Source organism: Pedobacter sp. SYP-B3415, assembly GCF_004138205.1.
Lineage (GTDB): Bacteria > Bacteroidota > Bacteroidia > Sphingobacteriales > Sphingobacteriaceae > Pedobacter.
In genome coordinates, this window is record NZ_RXNQ01000031.1 from 325,770 (window position 1) to 341,486 (window position 15,717).

Annotated in this window: 16 protein-coding genes; 13 read left to right on the forward strand and 3 right to left on the reverse strand. The window is 50.4% G+C overall.

Translation table 11 applies throughout. The features are described 5' to 3' along the window. Positions 1-154 precede the first annotated feature (154 nt). The 12 genes from EJV45_RS11865 to EJV45_RS11915 all read left to right on the forward strand — a co-directional run bounded on the left by EJV45_RS11865 (position 155) and on the right by EJV45_RS11915 (position 11,208). Entirely contained in the window at positions 155-607 is a 453-nt protein-coding gene (locus tag EJV45_RS11865; protein WP_129715888.1) for a hypothetical protein, read from the forward strand. Then, entirely contained in the window at positions 585-1,922 is a 1,338-nt protein-coding gene (gene hemN, locus EJV45_RS11870) for an oxygen-independent coproporphyrinogen III oxidase (RefSeq protein ID WP_129715889.1), read from the forward strand. Before EJV45_RS11865 ends, hemN begins: the two co-directional genes overlap by 23 nt. Before the next feature lies 1 nt (position 1,923). After that, positions 1,924-4,305, forward strand: a complete 2,382-nt coding sequence (locus EJV45_RS11875; RefSeq protein ID WP_129715890.1) for a heavy metal translocating P-type ATPase metal-binding domain-containing protein — start codon at positions 1,924-1,926, stop codon at positions 4,303-4,305. Further along, positions 4,302-4,469: a cbb3-type cytochrome oxidase assembly protein CcoS gene (ccoS, locus tag EJV45_RS11880; protein ID WP_129715891.1), complete on the forward strand. Its 168-nt coding sequence runs from the start codon at positions 4,302-4,304 to the stop codon at positions 4,467-4,469. The genes EJV45_RS11875 and ccoS overlap by 4 nt, the downstream gene beginning before the upstream one ends. 72 nt (positions 4,470-4,541) lie before the next feature. Continuing rightward, positions 4,542-6,680 carry a cytochrome-c oxidase, cbb3-type subunit I gene (ccoN, locus tag EJV45_RS11885; protein WP_129715892.1) on the forward strand — a complete coding sequence of 713 codons (2,139 nt, stop codon included), beginning with the start codon at positions 4,542-4,544 and terminating at the stop codon, positions 6,678-6,680. A gap of 3 nt (positions 6,681-6,683) precedes the next feature. Next, positions 6,684-6,857, forward strand: coding sequence for a hypothetical protein (locus EJV45_RS19490; protein ID WP_165305049.1), 174 nt, complete (start codon positions 6,684-6,686; stop codon positions 6,855-6,857). Beyond that, a complete protein-coding gene (locus EJV45_RS19655) occupies positions 6,841-7,743 on the forward strand; it encodes a cbb3-type cytochrome c oxidase N-terminal domain-containing protein (protein WP_240755270.1) in 903 nt (300 codons plus the stop codon). The genes EJV45_RS19490 and EJV45_RS19655 overlap by 17 nt, the downstream gene beginning before the upstream one ends. Before the next feature lie 15 nt (positions 7,744-7,758). Beyond that, positions 7,759-9,108 carry a cytochrome c oxidase accessory protein CcoG gene (ccoG, locus tag EJV45_RS11895; protein ID WP_129715893.1) on the forward strand — a complete coding sequence of 450 codons (1,350 nt, stop codon included), beginning with the start codon at positions 7,759-7,761 and terminating at the stop codon, positions 9,106-9,108. Between the two features lie 5 nt (positions 9,109-9,113). After that, complete coding sequence (locus EJV45_RS11900; RefSeq protein ID WP_129715894.1) at positions 9,114-9,539, forward strand: FixH family protein; 426 nt, start codon at positions 9,114-9,116, stop codon at positions 9,537-9,539. Beyond that, positions 9,539-10,222, forward strand: coding sequence for a sulfite exporter TauE/SafE family protein (locus tag EJV45_RS11905; protein WP_129715895.1), 684 nt, complete (start codon positions 9,539-9,541; stop codon positions 10,220-10,222). The genes EJV45_RS11900 and EJV45_RS11905 overlap by 1 nt, the downstream gene beginning before the upstream one ends. Positions 10,223-10,379: 157 nt before the next feature. Next, entirely contained in the window at positions 10,380-10,763 is a 384-nt protein-coding gene (locus EJV45_RS11910) for a hypothetical protein (RefSeq protein WP_129715896.1), read from the forward strand. 124 nt (positions 10,764-10,887) lie between these two features. Next, positions 10,888-11,208 carry a hypothetical protein gene (locus tag EJV45_RS11915; RefSeq protein ID WP_129715897.1) on the forward strand — a complete coding sequence of 107 codons (321 nt, stop codon included), beginning with the start codon at positions 10,888-10,890 and terminating at the stop codon, positions 11,206-11,208. 97 nt (positions 11,209-11,305) lie between these two features. On the opposite strand, the gene EJV45_RS11920 is transcribed toward EJV45_RS11915, so the two are convergent. Together EJV45_RS11920 and pta are read right to left on the reverse strand one after the other, a co-directional pair. After that, positions 11,306-12,502 (reverse strand): acetate/propionate family kinase, encoded by a 1,197-nt coding sequence (locus tag EJV45_RS11920; protein ID WP_129715898.1) that lies wholly within the window; start codon positions 12,500-12,502, stop codon positions 11,306-11,308. A gap of 20 nt (positions 12,503-12,522) precedes the next feature. Then, positions 12,523-14,613, reverse strand: a complete 2,091-nt coding sequence (pta, locus tag EJV45_RS11925; RefSeq protein WP_129715899.1) for a phosphate acetyltransferase — start codon at positions 14,611-14,613, stop codon at positions 12,523-12,525. A gap of 420 nt (positions 14,614-15,033) precedes the next feature. Here pta and EJV45_RS11930 point away from each other — a divergent pair, with 420 nt between their 5' ends. Further along, positions 15,034-15,522, forward strand: coding sequence for a DUF4385 domain-containing protein (locus EJV45_RS11930; RefSeq protein ID WP_129715900.1), 489 nt, complete (start codon positions 15,034-15,036; stop codon positions 15,520-15,522). Between the two features lie 15 nt (positions 15,523-15,537). Here the strand turns inward: EJV45_RS11930 and EJV45_RS19565 are convergent. Continuing rightward, positions 15,538-15,717: hypothetical protein (locus EJV45_RS19565; RefSeq protein ID WP_205942371.1), on the reverse strand; the 180-nt coding region annotated here is incomplete at its 5' end.

The following is a 15,717-nucleotide window of genomic DNA, read 5'->3' on the forward strand; positions in this document are numbered from 1 at the left end:
CCCCACATTTATTGGAAACCAAAGAACTATAGGCTTTCGCAAAACTTTCCCCGGACAAAAGTGAATCGCTTTTGCTGACCACGATCAGTTTTTTGACTGACGACCGGCAACAGCCAGGCCGGTTGATCGCAGTAATTTTGAAAAAAAAACAAATATGAAAGTTATTTCCTACCAGGTTACGGCCGAAGATAAAGAGCTTTTGGTTCAGGCTAACCAGAAGAAACATGATGTAACCTTTATAACAAACAACCTGTCTGAGCAGACCCTGGCATTTGCACAGGGCAAAGATGTATTGGTTCTTCTGAACAACGAACCTTTGAACGAGGCCCTGCTCGAGGGACTGCGACTGAATGGTCTGAAATATCTCGCTTCGGCAACCCAACAGGTAGGAAATATTGACCTGGCCGCCGCCGGACGACTCGGATTCAAAATTGCCAATGTGCCGATGGCAGATACCCTTGATAAATCTGCCCGGATGCTTGGCGTGGTAAAAAACCTAGATCAATGGGCGGCGGGGAAATGTGTGGGGAAAGCATGCTGTTGCGCAAACAACTGTGCCATTGATAAACGAAAAGAAAACCAGCATGAAGACCTTAGCTTTGCTTGATAAATACAACCGCCCGGTACCCCGTTACACAAGTTACCCTGCCATGCCGTTCTGGAAAACGGATAAGTTCACAAAAGAACAATGGTATAAAAACGTTTCAGAAACGTATGCCGCTGACCCGGAACAACCCGTCAGCCTGTACGTGCATCTTCCTTTTTGCGAAAAACTGTGCACCTACTGTGCCTGCAATACGCATATAACACGCAATCATCAGGTTGAAAGACCCTATCTGGAGGCGCTGACCGCCGAATGGAACTTATATTGCTCCCTGTTGGGCAAAAGGCCACAGATTACCGAATTGCATCTGGGGGGCGGAACACCGACCTTTTTTGCACCCGAAAATCTCGCTTCATTTTTGAGAACGGTTTTGGGTCCTGAACCCAGGGCAGCCAGGGAAGCTTTTTCTTTTGAAGGGCACCCGCTGAATACAAGCGATGAACATCTTAGAATCCTGCACAGCTTCGGCTTTTCCCGCTTCAGTATAGGTATCCAGGATTTTGACCCGCGTGTTGAGTACCTGATCAACAGATTTCAGACACCCGAACAGGTTCAGCGCCTTACCCTTCGCGCAAGGGAATTGGGTTATACGTCGGTAAATTTCGACCTCGTGTACGGTTTGCCGGGACAAACACGCGAAGGACTCAAAAAAACAATCGGTGAGATTATAGCCATGCGGCCGGACCGGATCGCCTTCTACAGTTACGCGCACGTACCCTGGAAGAAACCGGGACAGCGCCGGTACACAAGTGCCGACCTGCCCGATGGCGCGGCGAAAATAGCACTGCAGCTGGCCGGGCGCGAAATGTTCCTTGAGGCCGGGTACCGGGATATTGGTATGGACCATTTTGCCCTGCCGGGTGATGCCCTGCTTGATCATGCCAGGCTGCACCGCAATTTTATGGGGTATACGCTGCAGGACAATAAGATCCTCATCGGACTTGGTGCCTCTGCCATCAGCGAGACGCCTACAGCCTTTGCACAGAATGAGAAAGCTGTAGCCGCCTACCAGGATAGTTTGGCGGCAGGCACCCTGCCCACAGAAAAGGGACACCTGCAGGATAAGCAGGACCTTTACCTGCGCCGGCAAATCATGGAGCTGATGTGTCAGGGTGTAACGAAATTGAACAACCTGCAATCGGCGTCACTTGCACCTGCCATTTCAGATCTCGAGGCTGACGGCCTCGTCCGTTTCCAGGACAATGTGCTCGAAGTACAGGCGGCAGGCCGCCTCTTTCTACGAAATATATGCGCTGTCCTCGACCCCTATCTGCACGGGGCGCAGCAGGATACCGAACGGTTCAGCAAAGCGGTTTAACATGGCACATACAATAGAAACAGAAACCTGCTACCATTGCGGGCAGGACGTTGCCGGTCATGATTTTCAGAACGATGGCAAGCTGTTTTGCTGCCAGGGCTGCCAGAGTGTATATGAATTGCTCCAGTCAAACCAGTTATGCAGTTATTACGCTTTCAATACCGCACCGGGTAAGAACCGCCGGTCGGGCGAATCTGCCGCGTATCTCTCCGATGAAAAAATTGCCGCCCGCCTGCTTGACTACCAGGACGAAAAACAGAGCAAAGTAACGCTCTTTATTCCCGGTATTCACTGCAGCTCCTGCATCTGGTTGCTGGAGGGTTTGCACCGGCTGGATGCTGGAATCCTGCATGCCAGGACCGATTTCCTGAAACGCGAAATAAAGATCACGTTCAATCATCACCGGACGAGCCTGAAGAAAATTATTGACCTCCTGGAATCTGTAGGGTATCCGCCACTGGTAAACCTGCAGGATGTAGTGAAAGAAAATAACCAGAAAACAGACGATAAACTGATCAGGAAGATCGCTTTTGCGGGCTTCTGCATGGGCAATGTGATGCTCTTCAGTTTTCCGGAATATTTCGGACTGTCTCCGTTCGAGGGTAATCTGAAAATCATGTTCAGTTACCTTAACCTGGCGCTGAGCTTTGCCGTTGTCTTTTACTGCGGCCGGGACTTCTTCACCTCAGCTCTTGCGGGGATCAGGCAAAAACAGGTAAACCTGGATACCCCGCTCGCGCTGATCATCCTGACCCTCTTCCTGCGCACGGTATTCGAAATTATAACAGCAACCGGACCGGGTTTCGCTGATACACTGACCGGTCTGATTTTCCTGCTGCTGATGGGTCGTTATACGCGGCAGCGAAGTTACAGGCATCTGTCCTTTAACAGGGACTACCGTTCTTATTTCCCCCTGGCGGTCACCACCCTTTCGGGCGATGAAGAAAATGTAAAGGCAGTGAGCGACCTGCAAACGGGCGATCGCATCCGCATTCGCAGTGGTGAGCTGGTTCCGGCAGATGCCGTGCTGCTTACGGGCGAGGCCTTCCTTGATATGAGTTTTGTTACCGGCGAATCAGCTCCGGTTCAGAGAGCCGCCGGCGCGGTCGTATATGCCGGTTCCCGCCAAACCGCAGGACCTATTGAGCTCGAAATCGTTAAGCCGGTACAGCTCAGTTATTTAATGAGTCTCTGGAATGATGCACGCCTTCCTTCAGGAAAAATGGCGCGCAGTTTCAACGATCGCATTGCAGCCGCATTCAGTATTGTCGTGGTCGTACTTGCTGCATGCTCGGGTATCTTCTGGTATGCGGCCGGCGATGCCGGCCGGGCCTGGGCAGCACTTACGGCGGTAATCATAGTCGCTTGTCCATGCGTACTGGCACTCAGTACGCCTTTTACGCTGTCAGCAGTCCTTGCAGTTTTTGATAAACATGGTTTCTATCTGAAAAGCACCGATACAGCCGAACAGCTTGCGAAGTGCAGCGAGGTCGTCTTTGATAAAACCGGGACACTGACCACCGGACGTGGTCAAAAGCTGTCATTTTCTCAGCCGCTTACTGCTGCCGAGACCGGATGGATCAGCGCACTGGCAGCCTGTTCGCTGCACCCGGTTAGCCGTTACCTTCACAGCCACATCCCCGCCGGCAAAAAAACGGAGGTTACAGCGTATAAAGAAGTTCCGGGAATGGGTATCAGCGGAACGGTAAACGGTCATGAAGTAGCTATCGGCAATACCGCATGGGTATTTGGCACGGATGCTACGCAGCAATCTGACCAGACGCAAATCCTGATAGACGGGATATATAAAGGCGGCTTTCGTTTTTCGCCCGATTGGCGGGCAGACATCAGCAGCCTAACGAATGCGCTGAAAAATGGGCGCGGTCTCCACGTATTGTCGGGGGATACAAGCCGCGACCAGCAGGAGCTGCAGAAACTTCTTCCTGCAGGAACTGTGATGCGCTTCCAGGCTTCCCCGCATGATAAACAAGATTATATTGCTGCGCTTCAGCAACGCGGAAAAAAAGTGATGATGCTCGGTGACGGGCTGAACGATGCCGGGGCCCTCAGACAAAGTGACTTTGGTATCGCGGTAACGGAAGATGTAAATTCATTTTCTCCGGGATGCCATGCCATCATCAGGGCAGAGGCGCTTGATCGCCTGCCGCAATTTATCAGACTGGCGGCAGATGCCTCACGCATCATCAGAATGAGTTTTGTCATTTCTTCGCTGTATAACTGCGTGGGATTATACTTCGCCTTGCAAGGCACCTTATATCCGCTTGTTGCCGCCGTGCTGATGCCGCTGAGCACACTAACCATTATCATTTTTACCAGCCTGGCTGTCAGGATCTGTGCACGTAAGCTAGGACTTTCCATATGAACATTTTATACTTCCTGGTCGGCTGCAGCCTGTTGATGGCGGTCATTTTTCTACTGGCCTTTTTCTGGGCCAGCAAGACAGGGCAGCATGAAGATACCTGTACACCGGCCATCCGCATCCTGCTTGATGACGACCTGAAAAAAACTGACGAAGATCAGGTTTGAGTATAACTACCGTCAGCCGCTGCGCCGCACCTTCGGGATAGATTTGCAGGGTAAGCCAACAAATATTTTTATATGCAACTCGAAAAATTTAAATACGACAACCGGATCGTCAGAAACTTCGGTATTGCTACACTGGTCTGGGGCATTATTGGAATGACCGTCGGACTCCTGGCAGCGATGCAGCTGTTCAAACCCGCCCTCAACATGGGCAGTCAATACACAACTTTTGGACGCATCCGGCCGCTGCACACCAATGCGGTAATCTTTGCTTTTGTAGGAAACGCCATATTTATGGGTGTTTATTATTCGCTTCAGCGGCTGCTGAAAGCCCGGATGTTCAGTGACGTGCTGAGCAAAATACATTTCTGGGGCTGGCAGCTTATCATCCTCTCAGCGGTTGCTACGCTTCCCCTTGGCTTTACAACCTCTCATGAATATGCAGAGCTCGAGTGGCCCATTGATATTGCTATTACCGTAATCTGGGTTGTATTCGGTATCAACATGTTTGGTACCATCATCAAAAGGCGCGAAACGCATTTGTATGTAGCAATCTGGTTTTACATTGCCACATTCGTAACGATTGCGGTGCTTCATATTGTGAACTCTTTTGAGCTTCCCGTCTCCTTTCTTAAAAGTTATTATGCTTATGCCGGCGTTCAGGATGCCCTGGTACAATGGTGGTACGGGCATAACGCTGTGGCATTTTTCCTGACCACACCGTACCTCGGCATGATGTACTACTTCCTGCCAAAAATGGCCAACCGGCCGGTATATTCTTATAAGCTCAGTATCCTGCATTTCTGGTCGCTCATCTTTATCTACATCTGGGCCGGCCCCCACCATTTGCTCTATACATCACTGCCGGGCTGGGCGCAGTCGCTCGGTGTCGTTTTCTCTATTATGCTCATCGCGCCGAGCTGGGGTGGTATGATAAACGGTCTGCTCACGCTGCGCGGCGCCTGGGACAAAGTGCGGGATGACGTTACGCTCAAATTTATGGTAGTGGCGCTGACCAGTTATGGTATGGCCACTTTTGAAGGGCCAATGCTCTCCATCAAACAGATCAACGGGATTGCGCATTTTACCGACTGGATCGTTGCGCATGTGCACGTGGGTGCGCTGGGCTGGAACGGCTTCCTGACATTCGGTGTACTGTACTGGCTGATCCCGAGAATCTATAAGACCAAACTTTACTCATCCAGGATGGCTTCATTTCACTTCTGGATCGGGACGGCAGGCATCTTGCTTTACGCCATTCCAATGTACTGGGCCGGATTTACACAGGGCCTGATGTGGAAGGAATTTACCGCTGAGGGCTTGCTTAAATATCCCAATTTCCTGGCTACCACGCTTCAGATTATCCCCATGCATATTTTCAGGGCTGTTGGCGGCGCCTGTTACCTGGCGGGCGTGATTGTAATGACCTACAACCTGGCAAAAACGATGCGTCAGGGTAAACTGGTAGCGAATGAGGAAGCAGAGGCCATAAGCATTGACAAGAGCTTCGCCACCAGCCGCGCCGGCGAAAGCTGGCACCGCATTCTGGAGCGCAAACCGATGAAATTTATGGTGCTGGCACTCATTGCCATTCTGATCGGCGGCATGGTAGAAATGATGCCTACATTCACGATACAAGCCAATGTACCAACTATTTCAGCCGTAAAACCTTACTCTGCACTCGAGCTGCAGGGGCGGGACATTTACATCCGCGAAGGCTGTGTGAATTGCCACACCCAAACAGTAAGGCCTTTCCGGTCTGAAACTGAACGTTACGGGGAGTACAGCAAAGCCGGCGAATACGTTTACGACCATCCGTTCCTGTGGGGCAGCAAGCGGACCGGTCCGGACCTGCATCGTGTTGGCGGCAAGTATTCAAACGCCTGGCACTACAACCACATGTTCGATCCGGCATCTATGTCGCCGGGAAGCATTATGCCCCCGTACTCATGGTTAATTACACAGAAGCTGGACACCACCACGACTGCAGCGAAGATTAAAGCCATGCGCAGCCTTGGGGTTCCCTACCCTGCGGATTTTCCGGGAGCTGCAAACCATGACCTCGCGAAACAGGCGGCCGGCATTGCCGCCGACTTAAAACAGAACAACATCAAAGTCGCTCCCGACCGCGAGATCATCGCCATCATTGCCTACCTGCAGCGTCTGGGCACCGACATCAAACTTAACCAGGATTCTATTCCATCAAACCAGTAAGCCATGTTTAAACAGATCAAAAACCTGGACGGAGACGAAAATTACATGATATTTTCTCTCCTTGTATTCGTAGCCTTCTTTGTACTGGTAGCCATCTACCTGATCAAAACATCAAAAGAGAGAACCGAGCAAATGAGACAATTACCGCTTAACGAAACCGATGACGAACATGCATAACCTGGTCCTTTTACTTGCACCTGCAGCAACGGAGGCAGTACCCCTGAAAGCCGCAGCTGAGCCCAGTCTGCTTGGCTTAACCCATACTGAAACGATTGTCCTGATCCTGGTTATTTTTTCTGTCGTGCTGCTGGCTGCAGCGATTGTTCTTGCGCGCGCTTTCGAAGCGCTGGCGCGCGAACAGGTGTCGCCCCGGCCCTACACGGCATTCGACAAGGAGGCAGCCCTGCCCTACCTCGACTGGAAGAAACAGCGGAGGCAGAAACGTGGCTGGCTGGAAAAAATCCTTGAGCTTAAGCCCGTATCGGGCGAAAAAGATTACATGCTTGAGCATGCTTACGACGAGATTTATGAGCTTGACAACCCGGTTCCGAAATGGTTCAATGTACTATTTTATGGAACGATTGTCATCGGCGTCATCTATATGTTTTACAACCACCTCGGCCCCGGCCTCAGGCAGGATGATGAATACCGGGTTGAAATGGCAGAAGCTGCAAAAGCTAAAGAATTGTACCTGGCAACGGCCGCAAACGCAATCGATGAAAATTCTGTAAAACAGGATCCAAACCCGACAACGATCACATCTGGACGTAACATTTTCGCCGAAAACTGTGCGGTTTGCCATGGCGACAAAGGCCAGGGGCTGATTGGACCAAACCTGACAGATGAATACTGGCTCCATGGCGGAGACATTAACCATGTCTTCAAAACCATCAAGTACGGTGTACCTGAAAAGGGCATGGTAAGCTGGGAGAAAACGCTGAGTCCGAAACAGATTGCCGAGGTCTCCAATTACATTTTAAGCCTCAGCGGCACGAATCCGCCGGGGGCGAAAGAACCTCAGGGAGAAAAGTTTGCCGCCATACCGGCCGCGCCGGCACCGTAATCAGACAATAGCACCATGCAGATCTTAAGCAGACAGTTTATATACCCCAAACGCGCCTCAGGACCTCTATTTCGCCGCCGCGGTATTGTTGCCGCTTTCCTGCTTGGTTTGCTCGCAGTCTCTCCATTCTTACGTTTCAAAGGCGAACAGCTCGTGTTGCTTAATGTTCTGGAGCGTAAGTTTGTCTTCTTCGGGTTGATCTTTACCCCGCAGGATTTCTATCTCGCCGCTTTTGCCATGCTTCTGTTTATCCTCTTTGTGGTGCTCTTTACGCTGCGATTTGGAAGATTGTGGTGCGGATGGGCCTGTCCGCAAACGATTTTTATGGAGATGGTCTTCCGCCGTATCGAATACTGGATTGAAGGGGACGCCGCTGCGCAAAAAAAACTGGACAGCCAGTCCTGGAATCGTGTCAAGTTCAGCAAAAAGGCAGCAAAACATGTGTTGTTTTTCGCCGTGTCCTTTTTGATTGCCAACATTTTTCTTGCCTACGTGATTGGCAGTGATCAACTGTTAAAAATTTTGAGCGAACCCATGCATGTGCACATTAGCGGTTTTGCTGCTGTAGTGCTGTTTACATCGGTATTTTACTTCGTTTTTTCGTACCTGCGTGAAACCGTCTGCACAGTTATCTGTCCATATGGCCGCCTTCAAAATGTATTGCTTGATAAAGACAGTCTCGTGGTAGCCTATAATTCAGCACGCGGAGAACCACGCGCCAAACACCAGAAGAGCCTGCCCGATATGCCCGCGGGAGACTGCGTGGATTGTTCCCTGTGCGTGCAGGTCTGCCCTACCGGTATTGACATACGCAAAGGCACCCAGCTTGAGTGTATCAACTGCACAGCCTGTATCGATGTATGCAACACGGTCATGCTTAAGACAAAGAAGGCTCCTGACCTGATCGGCTTTTATAACGCCCGGTTTCTGGAAACAGGAAAAGCAAAACCGCAGCTGCTTAAACAGTATGGTTATGCCACTGTGGTTGTTGCAGGACTCATATTATTCGGTTCAATGCTTTACCAGCGGCAACCTGTTGATGCGACTATTCTCCGCGCCAGCGGAACGCTGTATCAGGTTCGGCCAGACGGAAGTGTGTCCAACCTGTACACGGCCACGCTGATTAACAAAACGAACCGGAAAATACCGATCAGGCTCTTGGTCGCAGCCGGATACCGCATACAGTACATTCAAAAAAAGGAACTGCTGATAGACAAAGAAGCCACGACCAATTTTTCGTTCTTCCTTATCCGTGATAAAAAATGGGCATCTACTTCATATAAGACTGATGTCAGTTTCAGTATACACACTAATGGCAGGCTGGTCGGGACAGCCAGCACCAAGTTTTTTTCACCAATAGAATAAGATATATGAACTGGGGATACAAATTAGTAACTGCAGGAGCGCTGTTCATCACGTTTATCCTGCTTATGTCCTTTTACATGCTAGGAAAACGCAATGGCGATACCCTGGTAGATGACGACTATTACGAAGCGGGAATCAACTTTGACCGGAAACTGGAGGCCCGGAACAAGGTGATGCATGAACAAATGCAGCCGTCAATCAGAATTGAAAAGAGTCTGCTGCTGATCCGACTGAAAACTGCAGCAAGGTACGAACTGAAGCTGCTCAGGCCATCAGACAAGAGACAGGACAAAGTGTTTACCGATAGCACAACCAGCGGAAACCTGATCGTTGTACCACGAAACAACCTGCGATCCGGACTCTGGGATCTGGAGCTAAACTGGAACTCAGACGGAGCTTCTTATTCGTTTTCAAAAAAACTCAGGTTGTAATGGACCGGCTGGTTATTCCCTTGCTGCTAGGTTTTGCAACAAGCCTCCATTGCGTGGCGATGTGCGGACCGCTGATGCTGGCATTTTATCGTGAAAACCGTTGGCTTTTCGGTTTGAAATACCAGGCCGGGCGCATCAGCGTGTATACGCTGCTGGGCATGGCAGCAGGTTTTTTCGGGAGCGGTTTTGCCGTTTTCACGGCACAAAAAAACGTCGCCATGGTCATCGGCTGCTTGCTGCTGTTCTTCGGAACCTTCAACCTGGCCGGTTTGCGCTTCGGGAAAATACAGCGGCTTCAGGCTGTGGCCGGCTCAGGGCTTTTTAAACTGCTGGCACCTTATCAGGACAGTCCGGGGGGGCCTTTTCTGCTCGGTATGCTGAACGGCCTTATCCCCTGCGGCATGGTGTATGCTGCACTGGCCGCAGCGATAAACACCGGTCACCCTGAATCGGGCGGGCAGTTCATGTTATTCTTTGGCCTGGGCACACTGCCGCTCACCCTTGCAGCGATGCGTGCCGGAACTCTGCTCAGGCAAAAGCTTAAGCTGAATATGCCCAAACTGCTTCCCGCCCTTACGCTTCTTCTCGGACTGCTGATGTTGTTACGGGCGGCAGATCTGGGGATTCCTTTTTTATCGCCCGCGCACAGCTCACACCCAACCCACGTTTCCAGCTGCCGATAAAAAAATTAGACAAATAATTAAATTAATTCTTTTATTAGAAAAAATAGTTGTATATTTAACTAATTCTTAAAAAGGCACTGCCTGCTCACCAATTTGGTATTCCAAGCTTCTGGTCCGGTTGTTTCTGACGCTCTCAAGCTCATTTTAACCGACCATTATGACAAAGCTCCCTTTTTGCATATTTTATCAGGTGTTTCTGAATGACACTGCGGTAAGCCGCATTTCTTCAAACGACTTCAAACAATCCGTGGCTTTCAGCAATAAAATTTCCGTGCCGGGGCCGCACAAAGATGCCTTAGGCCGGTGTACAGCCTACAGCTTGCCGCCTGCAGCTAACATGTATTATGGTTACCCTACCCAGGTAGAGGCGATGGAGATGGCTAAGGCCGGAGCACTGCGTCACATAGACAAGTTAACGGCCATCGCAGAATCGGGCATCAATGCGTTGAAGGCATACAGAATGGAGCACTATACAGATCTGAACGTTACCCTGGTCGACGCAAATATCAGGCGCCTTGAAAAACAACTAAACATAAAATAACCGCATATGAACAGAGACAAAAAAAAGACGGCAAAATCTAAAACGGAAAAGACTCCGTCAGATTATCAATCGGGTAAGTCTGCAGAAGCGACTGCTCCACTGCAAACAAAAAAGAATAGGGCAAATGGCAAATCAAAATCCTGATCATCAAGCCCGGATCTACGCATATGAGCTGAGCAGCACCGCCAGTGAATTCGGAATCAAACGCACCGATTGGGACTTCGGACTTGTACTTACAGACGAGAAGGTGAGGCTTGAAAAAGATTACTACCCCGTTGTTTCACTCCCGATCTCGCCCGGTACAGCCGATGTGATTCTTAAAGCTGCCAGGGCGGTGTTGAAATCTGCAGACATTGAGGTACCTGTTTTTAAGCTGCCCGCAGGCAGCCATTTAAAAGCGGTATGCTATCTTGTCGCCTTCAACCGCGCTATGCAAAAGCATTAGCGCCGCTGTCTAAACTGTCAGGTCGGAAAGGTATCAGAAGACAAGGCCGAGGCAACCTGGCGAAGACAAAAACAGAACAGTGTGAACATCAGTTTCCTTAATGGACGACTTCCCTGCACTGCCGCGCTATTGCCAGCTCCTCGTTAGTGGGCACAACGAGGACTGTTGTATTTGCGTTTGCCGCCGTCAGGTTTCTGATTCCAGGCTCGCGCAGCACGTTTTTTTCTTTGTCAATGCCGATGCCAAATACATCAAGACCCGTACAAACGAGTTCGCGCGCAAGTGCATCATTCTCGCCTACACCGGCAGTGAAAACAATAGCGTCCAGTCCGTTGAGTGCAGCGGCATAAGCACCTATATATTTTTTGATCCTGTAGGCATACATTTCATAGGCAAGGCGTGCCGCGGGATCACCCGCTTCGTACAGCCGGCCTACGTCACGCATATCGCTATGACCCGTGAGTCCGAGCATGCCGCTTTCTTTATTCAGGAGTTTCGAAAGCGCCTCAGCAGACATATCGAGACGGTCAGACAGGTAGATCAGCACCGAAGCATCAATAGCACCGCTTCGCGTACCCATGATCAGACCGTCCAACGGTGTTAGTCCCATGCTGGTGTCTATACAACGACCGGCATGAACTGCAGCCATGCTGCATCCATTGCCCAGGTGAATGGTAATGATCTTTGCCTGCGGATTTTCCAGGTAGCGCGCAGCCTCTGTTGAAACGTACTGATGGCTGATGCCATGAAACCCGTAGACGCGTACGCCCTCCTCTGCATAAAACCGTTCGGGAATCGCATAGCGGAACGCCTTTTCAGGCAAGCTCTGATGAAAGGCGGTATCAAAGACCGCTACCTGCGTGGCGGCTGGAAAAATCTGCTGTGTTACTTCAATACCCTTTATATGCCCCGGGTTATGCAGCGGGGCAAGCGGGTACAGGTCCTCAATCTTTTGTTTCACCGCCGGTGTAATTAGCGTGGTTTCGGCCAGCGTTTCCCCGCCATGCACGACGCGGTGACCTATACACGTGATTTGTTCCGGATCTTCAAGCACAGCAATATCCGGACGAACAAGCAGTTCAGCTACTTTTCTCATTCCCGATGCATGATCGGAAATCGGCTCCTCGAGCCGGATGCCGGTCTCTTCGTTGCCCCGTTTATAGGTATGTGTAAGGAAACTGCCTGACAGGCCGATCCGTTCAATCAGCCCCTTCGACACGGGTAAATCTGAATCTGAAGGAAAAAGCTGGTATTTGATAGAGCTGCTGCCCGAATTGATAACTAAAATATACATGTAAACAGATTGGTAAAGAGTTAATCCTGGCTTTGAATCGCAGTGATAATCACGGTATTAAAAATATCATCGACCGTACAGCCGCGGCTCAGGTCATTGACCGGTTTATTCAGTCCCTGCAGCATCGGTCCGATAGCCAGCGCCCCTGTTTCGCGTTGAACCGCCTTATAAGTATTGTTTCCGGTGTTCAGGTCGGGAAAGATAAGTACGCTGGCCTGTCCGGCAACCTCCGAGCCCGGCAGTTTCTGCCGGCCAACGGCGGGATCAACCGCTGCATCGTACTGTATGGGGCCTTCAACCTGGATATCAGGGCGCTGTTCCCGGACCAGCTGCGTAGCCCGGCGTACTTTCTCCACGTCTTCGCCCGCGCCAGAGCTTCCTGATGAATAAGATAACATGGCAACACGCGGTTCGATGCCAAAGCGTTTGCCATTGTCTGCAGACGATATAGCGATCTCTGCAAGTTCTTCGGCTGTTGGATTGGGGTTTACCGCGCAATCGCCAAAAACCGCTACACGATCTGCCAGGCACATAAAAAAGATTGATGATACCGTGGAAATGCCTGGTCTGGTTTTAATAAACTGTAAGGCCGGACGGATGGTATGCTGCGTGGTATGCACGGCGCCGGAAACCATCCCGTCGGCGTGCTGTTTATAGACCATCATCGTGCCGAAATAGGAAACGTCTGTCATCAGGTCGCGGGCCATTTCAAGCGTTACATTTTTGTTCTTGCGCAATTCATAGAGCGTCTGCACATAATCTTCGTACTCCGCGGCATGAACCGGATCGATGATAGTAATACTGTTCAGGTCGAGATCGACGCCGAGGCGTTTCACAGAAGCGGCTATGACCGCCGGATCCCCGAGCAGTGTGAGTTTAACCAGGTCCTGTGCCACCAGTCGCGCGGCAGCCTGCAGGATCCGGTCGTCATTTCCTTCAGGAAGTACGATCGTCTTTTTCTCGCGCCTGGCCCACTGTGTAAGCTGGTATTGGAACATATGTGGTGTCATGGCATCCGAGTGGTACATGACGATCTTTTTATCGAGTGCATCCTGGTCAATGTAACGGTTAAACGTATCGATAGCCAGCTGGATTTTTTTGGTGTGAGCAGGCTTAATCCGGGTGCGGATGCCGGCGATCTGATTGGTTGTCTCAAACGTTCCGGTAGGCACCGCCATGATCGGAACGATGTTTTGAAGACCTTCAATAAGCCTCATAACCGGCGCTTCGGGCACCGTACCTGCCGTGAGCACAATCCCCGCAACACGTGGATAACTCGAAGAAAGGTTCGCCTGAAGTGAACTGATTATAATATCGCCGCGGTCGCCAGGCGTTACAATGAGCACGTTGTCTTTAAGGTAGTTGAGAAAGTGCGGTACCTGCATTGCTCCGGTTACAAAATTGTCTACCGAATTTGAAAGCTGCTCCTCACCAAACAGGATCTCGCCGCCAAGCGTCTCGAAGATATCGCCTATCGTCGGATTTTCCAGCGCACGATCGGCCGGGATGACAGCTGCCAGTACATCCTGCGGCAGCTGTGTGCCAAGCAGTTGCCGCACATCATCGGCCTGAGCCGGCTGAACGCGGTTGGCGATAACGGCCAGGACCTGAATGTCCTGCAGATCGTACGCCTGCCAGAAGTTGATGGCATCCTGGATAATATCTGCTGTACTTTTATTTTCACCTGAAACGAGCAGTACAACCGGAACATTCAGGTTTTTGGCAATAAGCCGGTTCATATCAAACTCGAATGCGGTTGCCTGCCCGCTGAAATCGCTGCCTTCCACAACAGTGAAATCAGACGCGGATTCGAGCGTTTTGAAACGACTGATGATCGTATCGAGCATTTTGCCCTGCTTCTGTTCCTTAACATATTGCATGGCCTCCTGCCGGGTAAACACCCAGGCATCAGCGTAACTTTGCGGTAACTGGAAGTGGCTGAGCATGGTCTCGATGTGACTGTCTGCCTGTTGCCCGGCAGCCAGCGAAACGAGGGGCTTGAAATAAGCGATCTTTTGTGCCCGGCCAAGCAGCATGTTCACGAGTCCGAGGGCAATTACCGACTTGCCGGTGTATGGTTCTGATGAGGCAATGAATATACTCTTTGTCAAAATCGCAGTTTTTAGATTAAAAAATAAGCAGCCATCGTTGTTCCGGTGCGTTGCAGGCTGACGGTCTCAGGATAACAGGCTGGCCGCATCAGCTCTTCGGGAACAGGCCAATAATAAGCATTTCCTTCACTATTTTCCGAACGATTTGTACCTCGTGTTTGTTCGGATAAAATTATATTATTATAAACCCTTCGGCACGCCATGCACTATTAGTTGTTGCAAGATGCGCAAACAAAATGGCAGGAAAATAAACAGTGCGCATTGAAAAAGCTGATTGCGGTCATTTCCCAGGTTCAGGTAACATACATGGTTACTGACCGTTCAACTCAGTTATAGTCATGACCGCTAAGCACCTCAGCACAGGGAAGCGGCAAACAAGCCCTGCTTTTATCTGTTTTGGCTCAAAGCCAACGCAACGGAATGCCGAAACAACAGCAGCCATCTTACCTGAATTTTGATCTGAATTCTTACCCATGGAAACCGGATGTGGACTACCGCCGGCATCCTGAGCGGTACCGTGTTGGTAAGGGAGAACAAGGAGTTTTGATCTGTGAGCCTTACAAGTCTGAGATCGGGGCGTACTGGCGTTTTAAAACTGAGGACATCGCAGAAGAGAGCAGTCAAAAGATCTATACCATGTTTGAGGCATATCTGGCAAATGGGGAGTTTGTTGGTGCAGATCTGGCGAGGAAATACTTGCAGATGGGTTACACGCGGGCGCGGCGTTATGCCAATTACAAGGGCGGTAAAAAGTACGACAAGTCGCAGGATTACCTGCCTCTGGAAAGGGGCACCGGCGATCCGGAGAAAGCTGCCGCCGCAGCGGTGTTCTATAAGATATGGAAAAAGGCAGAAGCGCATCCTGAGTATGCGCGGCAAAAGGCAGACTGGAAAAAGGCTTTTGGTTAGTTAAAAGTGAAAAGTTTAAAGGCAGGCATACCCCCCAAATACCGATAGGCGAACCACGAGCCATGAATCAGTGTTGTCCGGTAAACCGAAAAAAAGTGCATAAAAAAAGGGGCCGAAGCCCCCTATAGTTTTTAGATTTGGAGTTACCACACAACAAAAATAAACTATGCCTAAAAGTACATTTTTTACCGGACA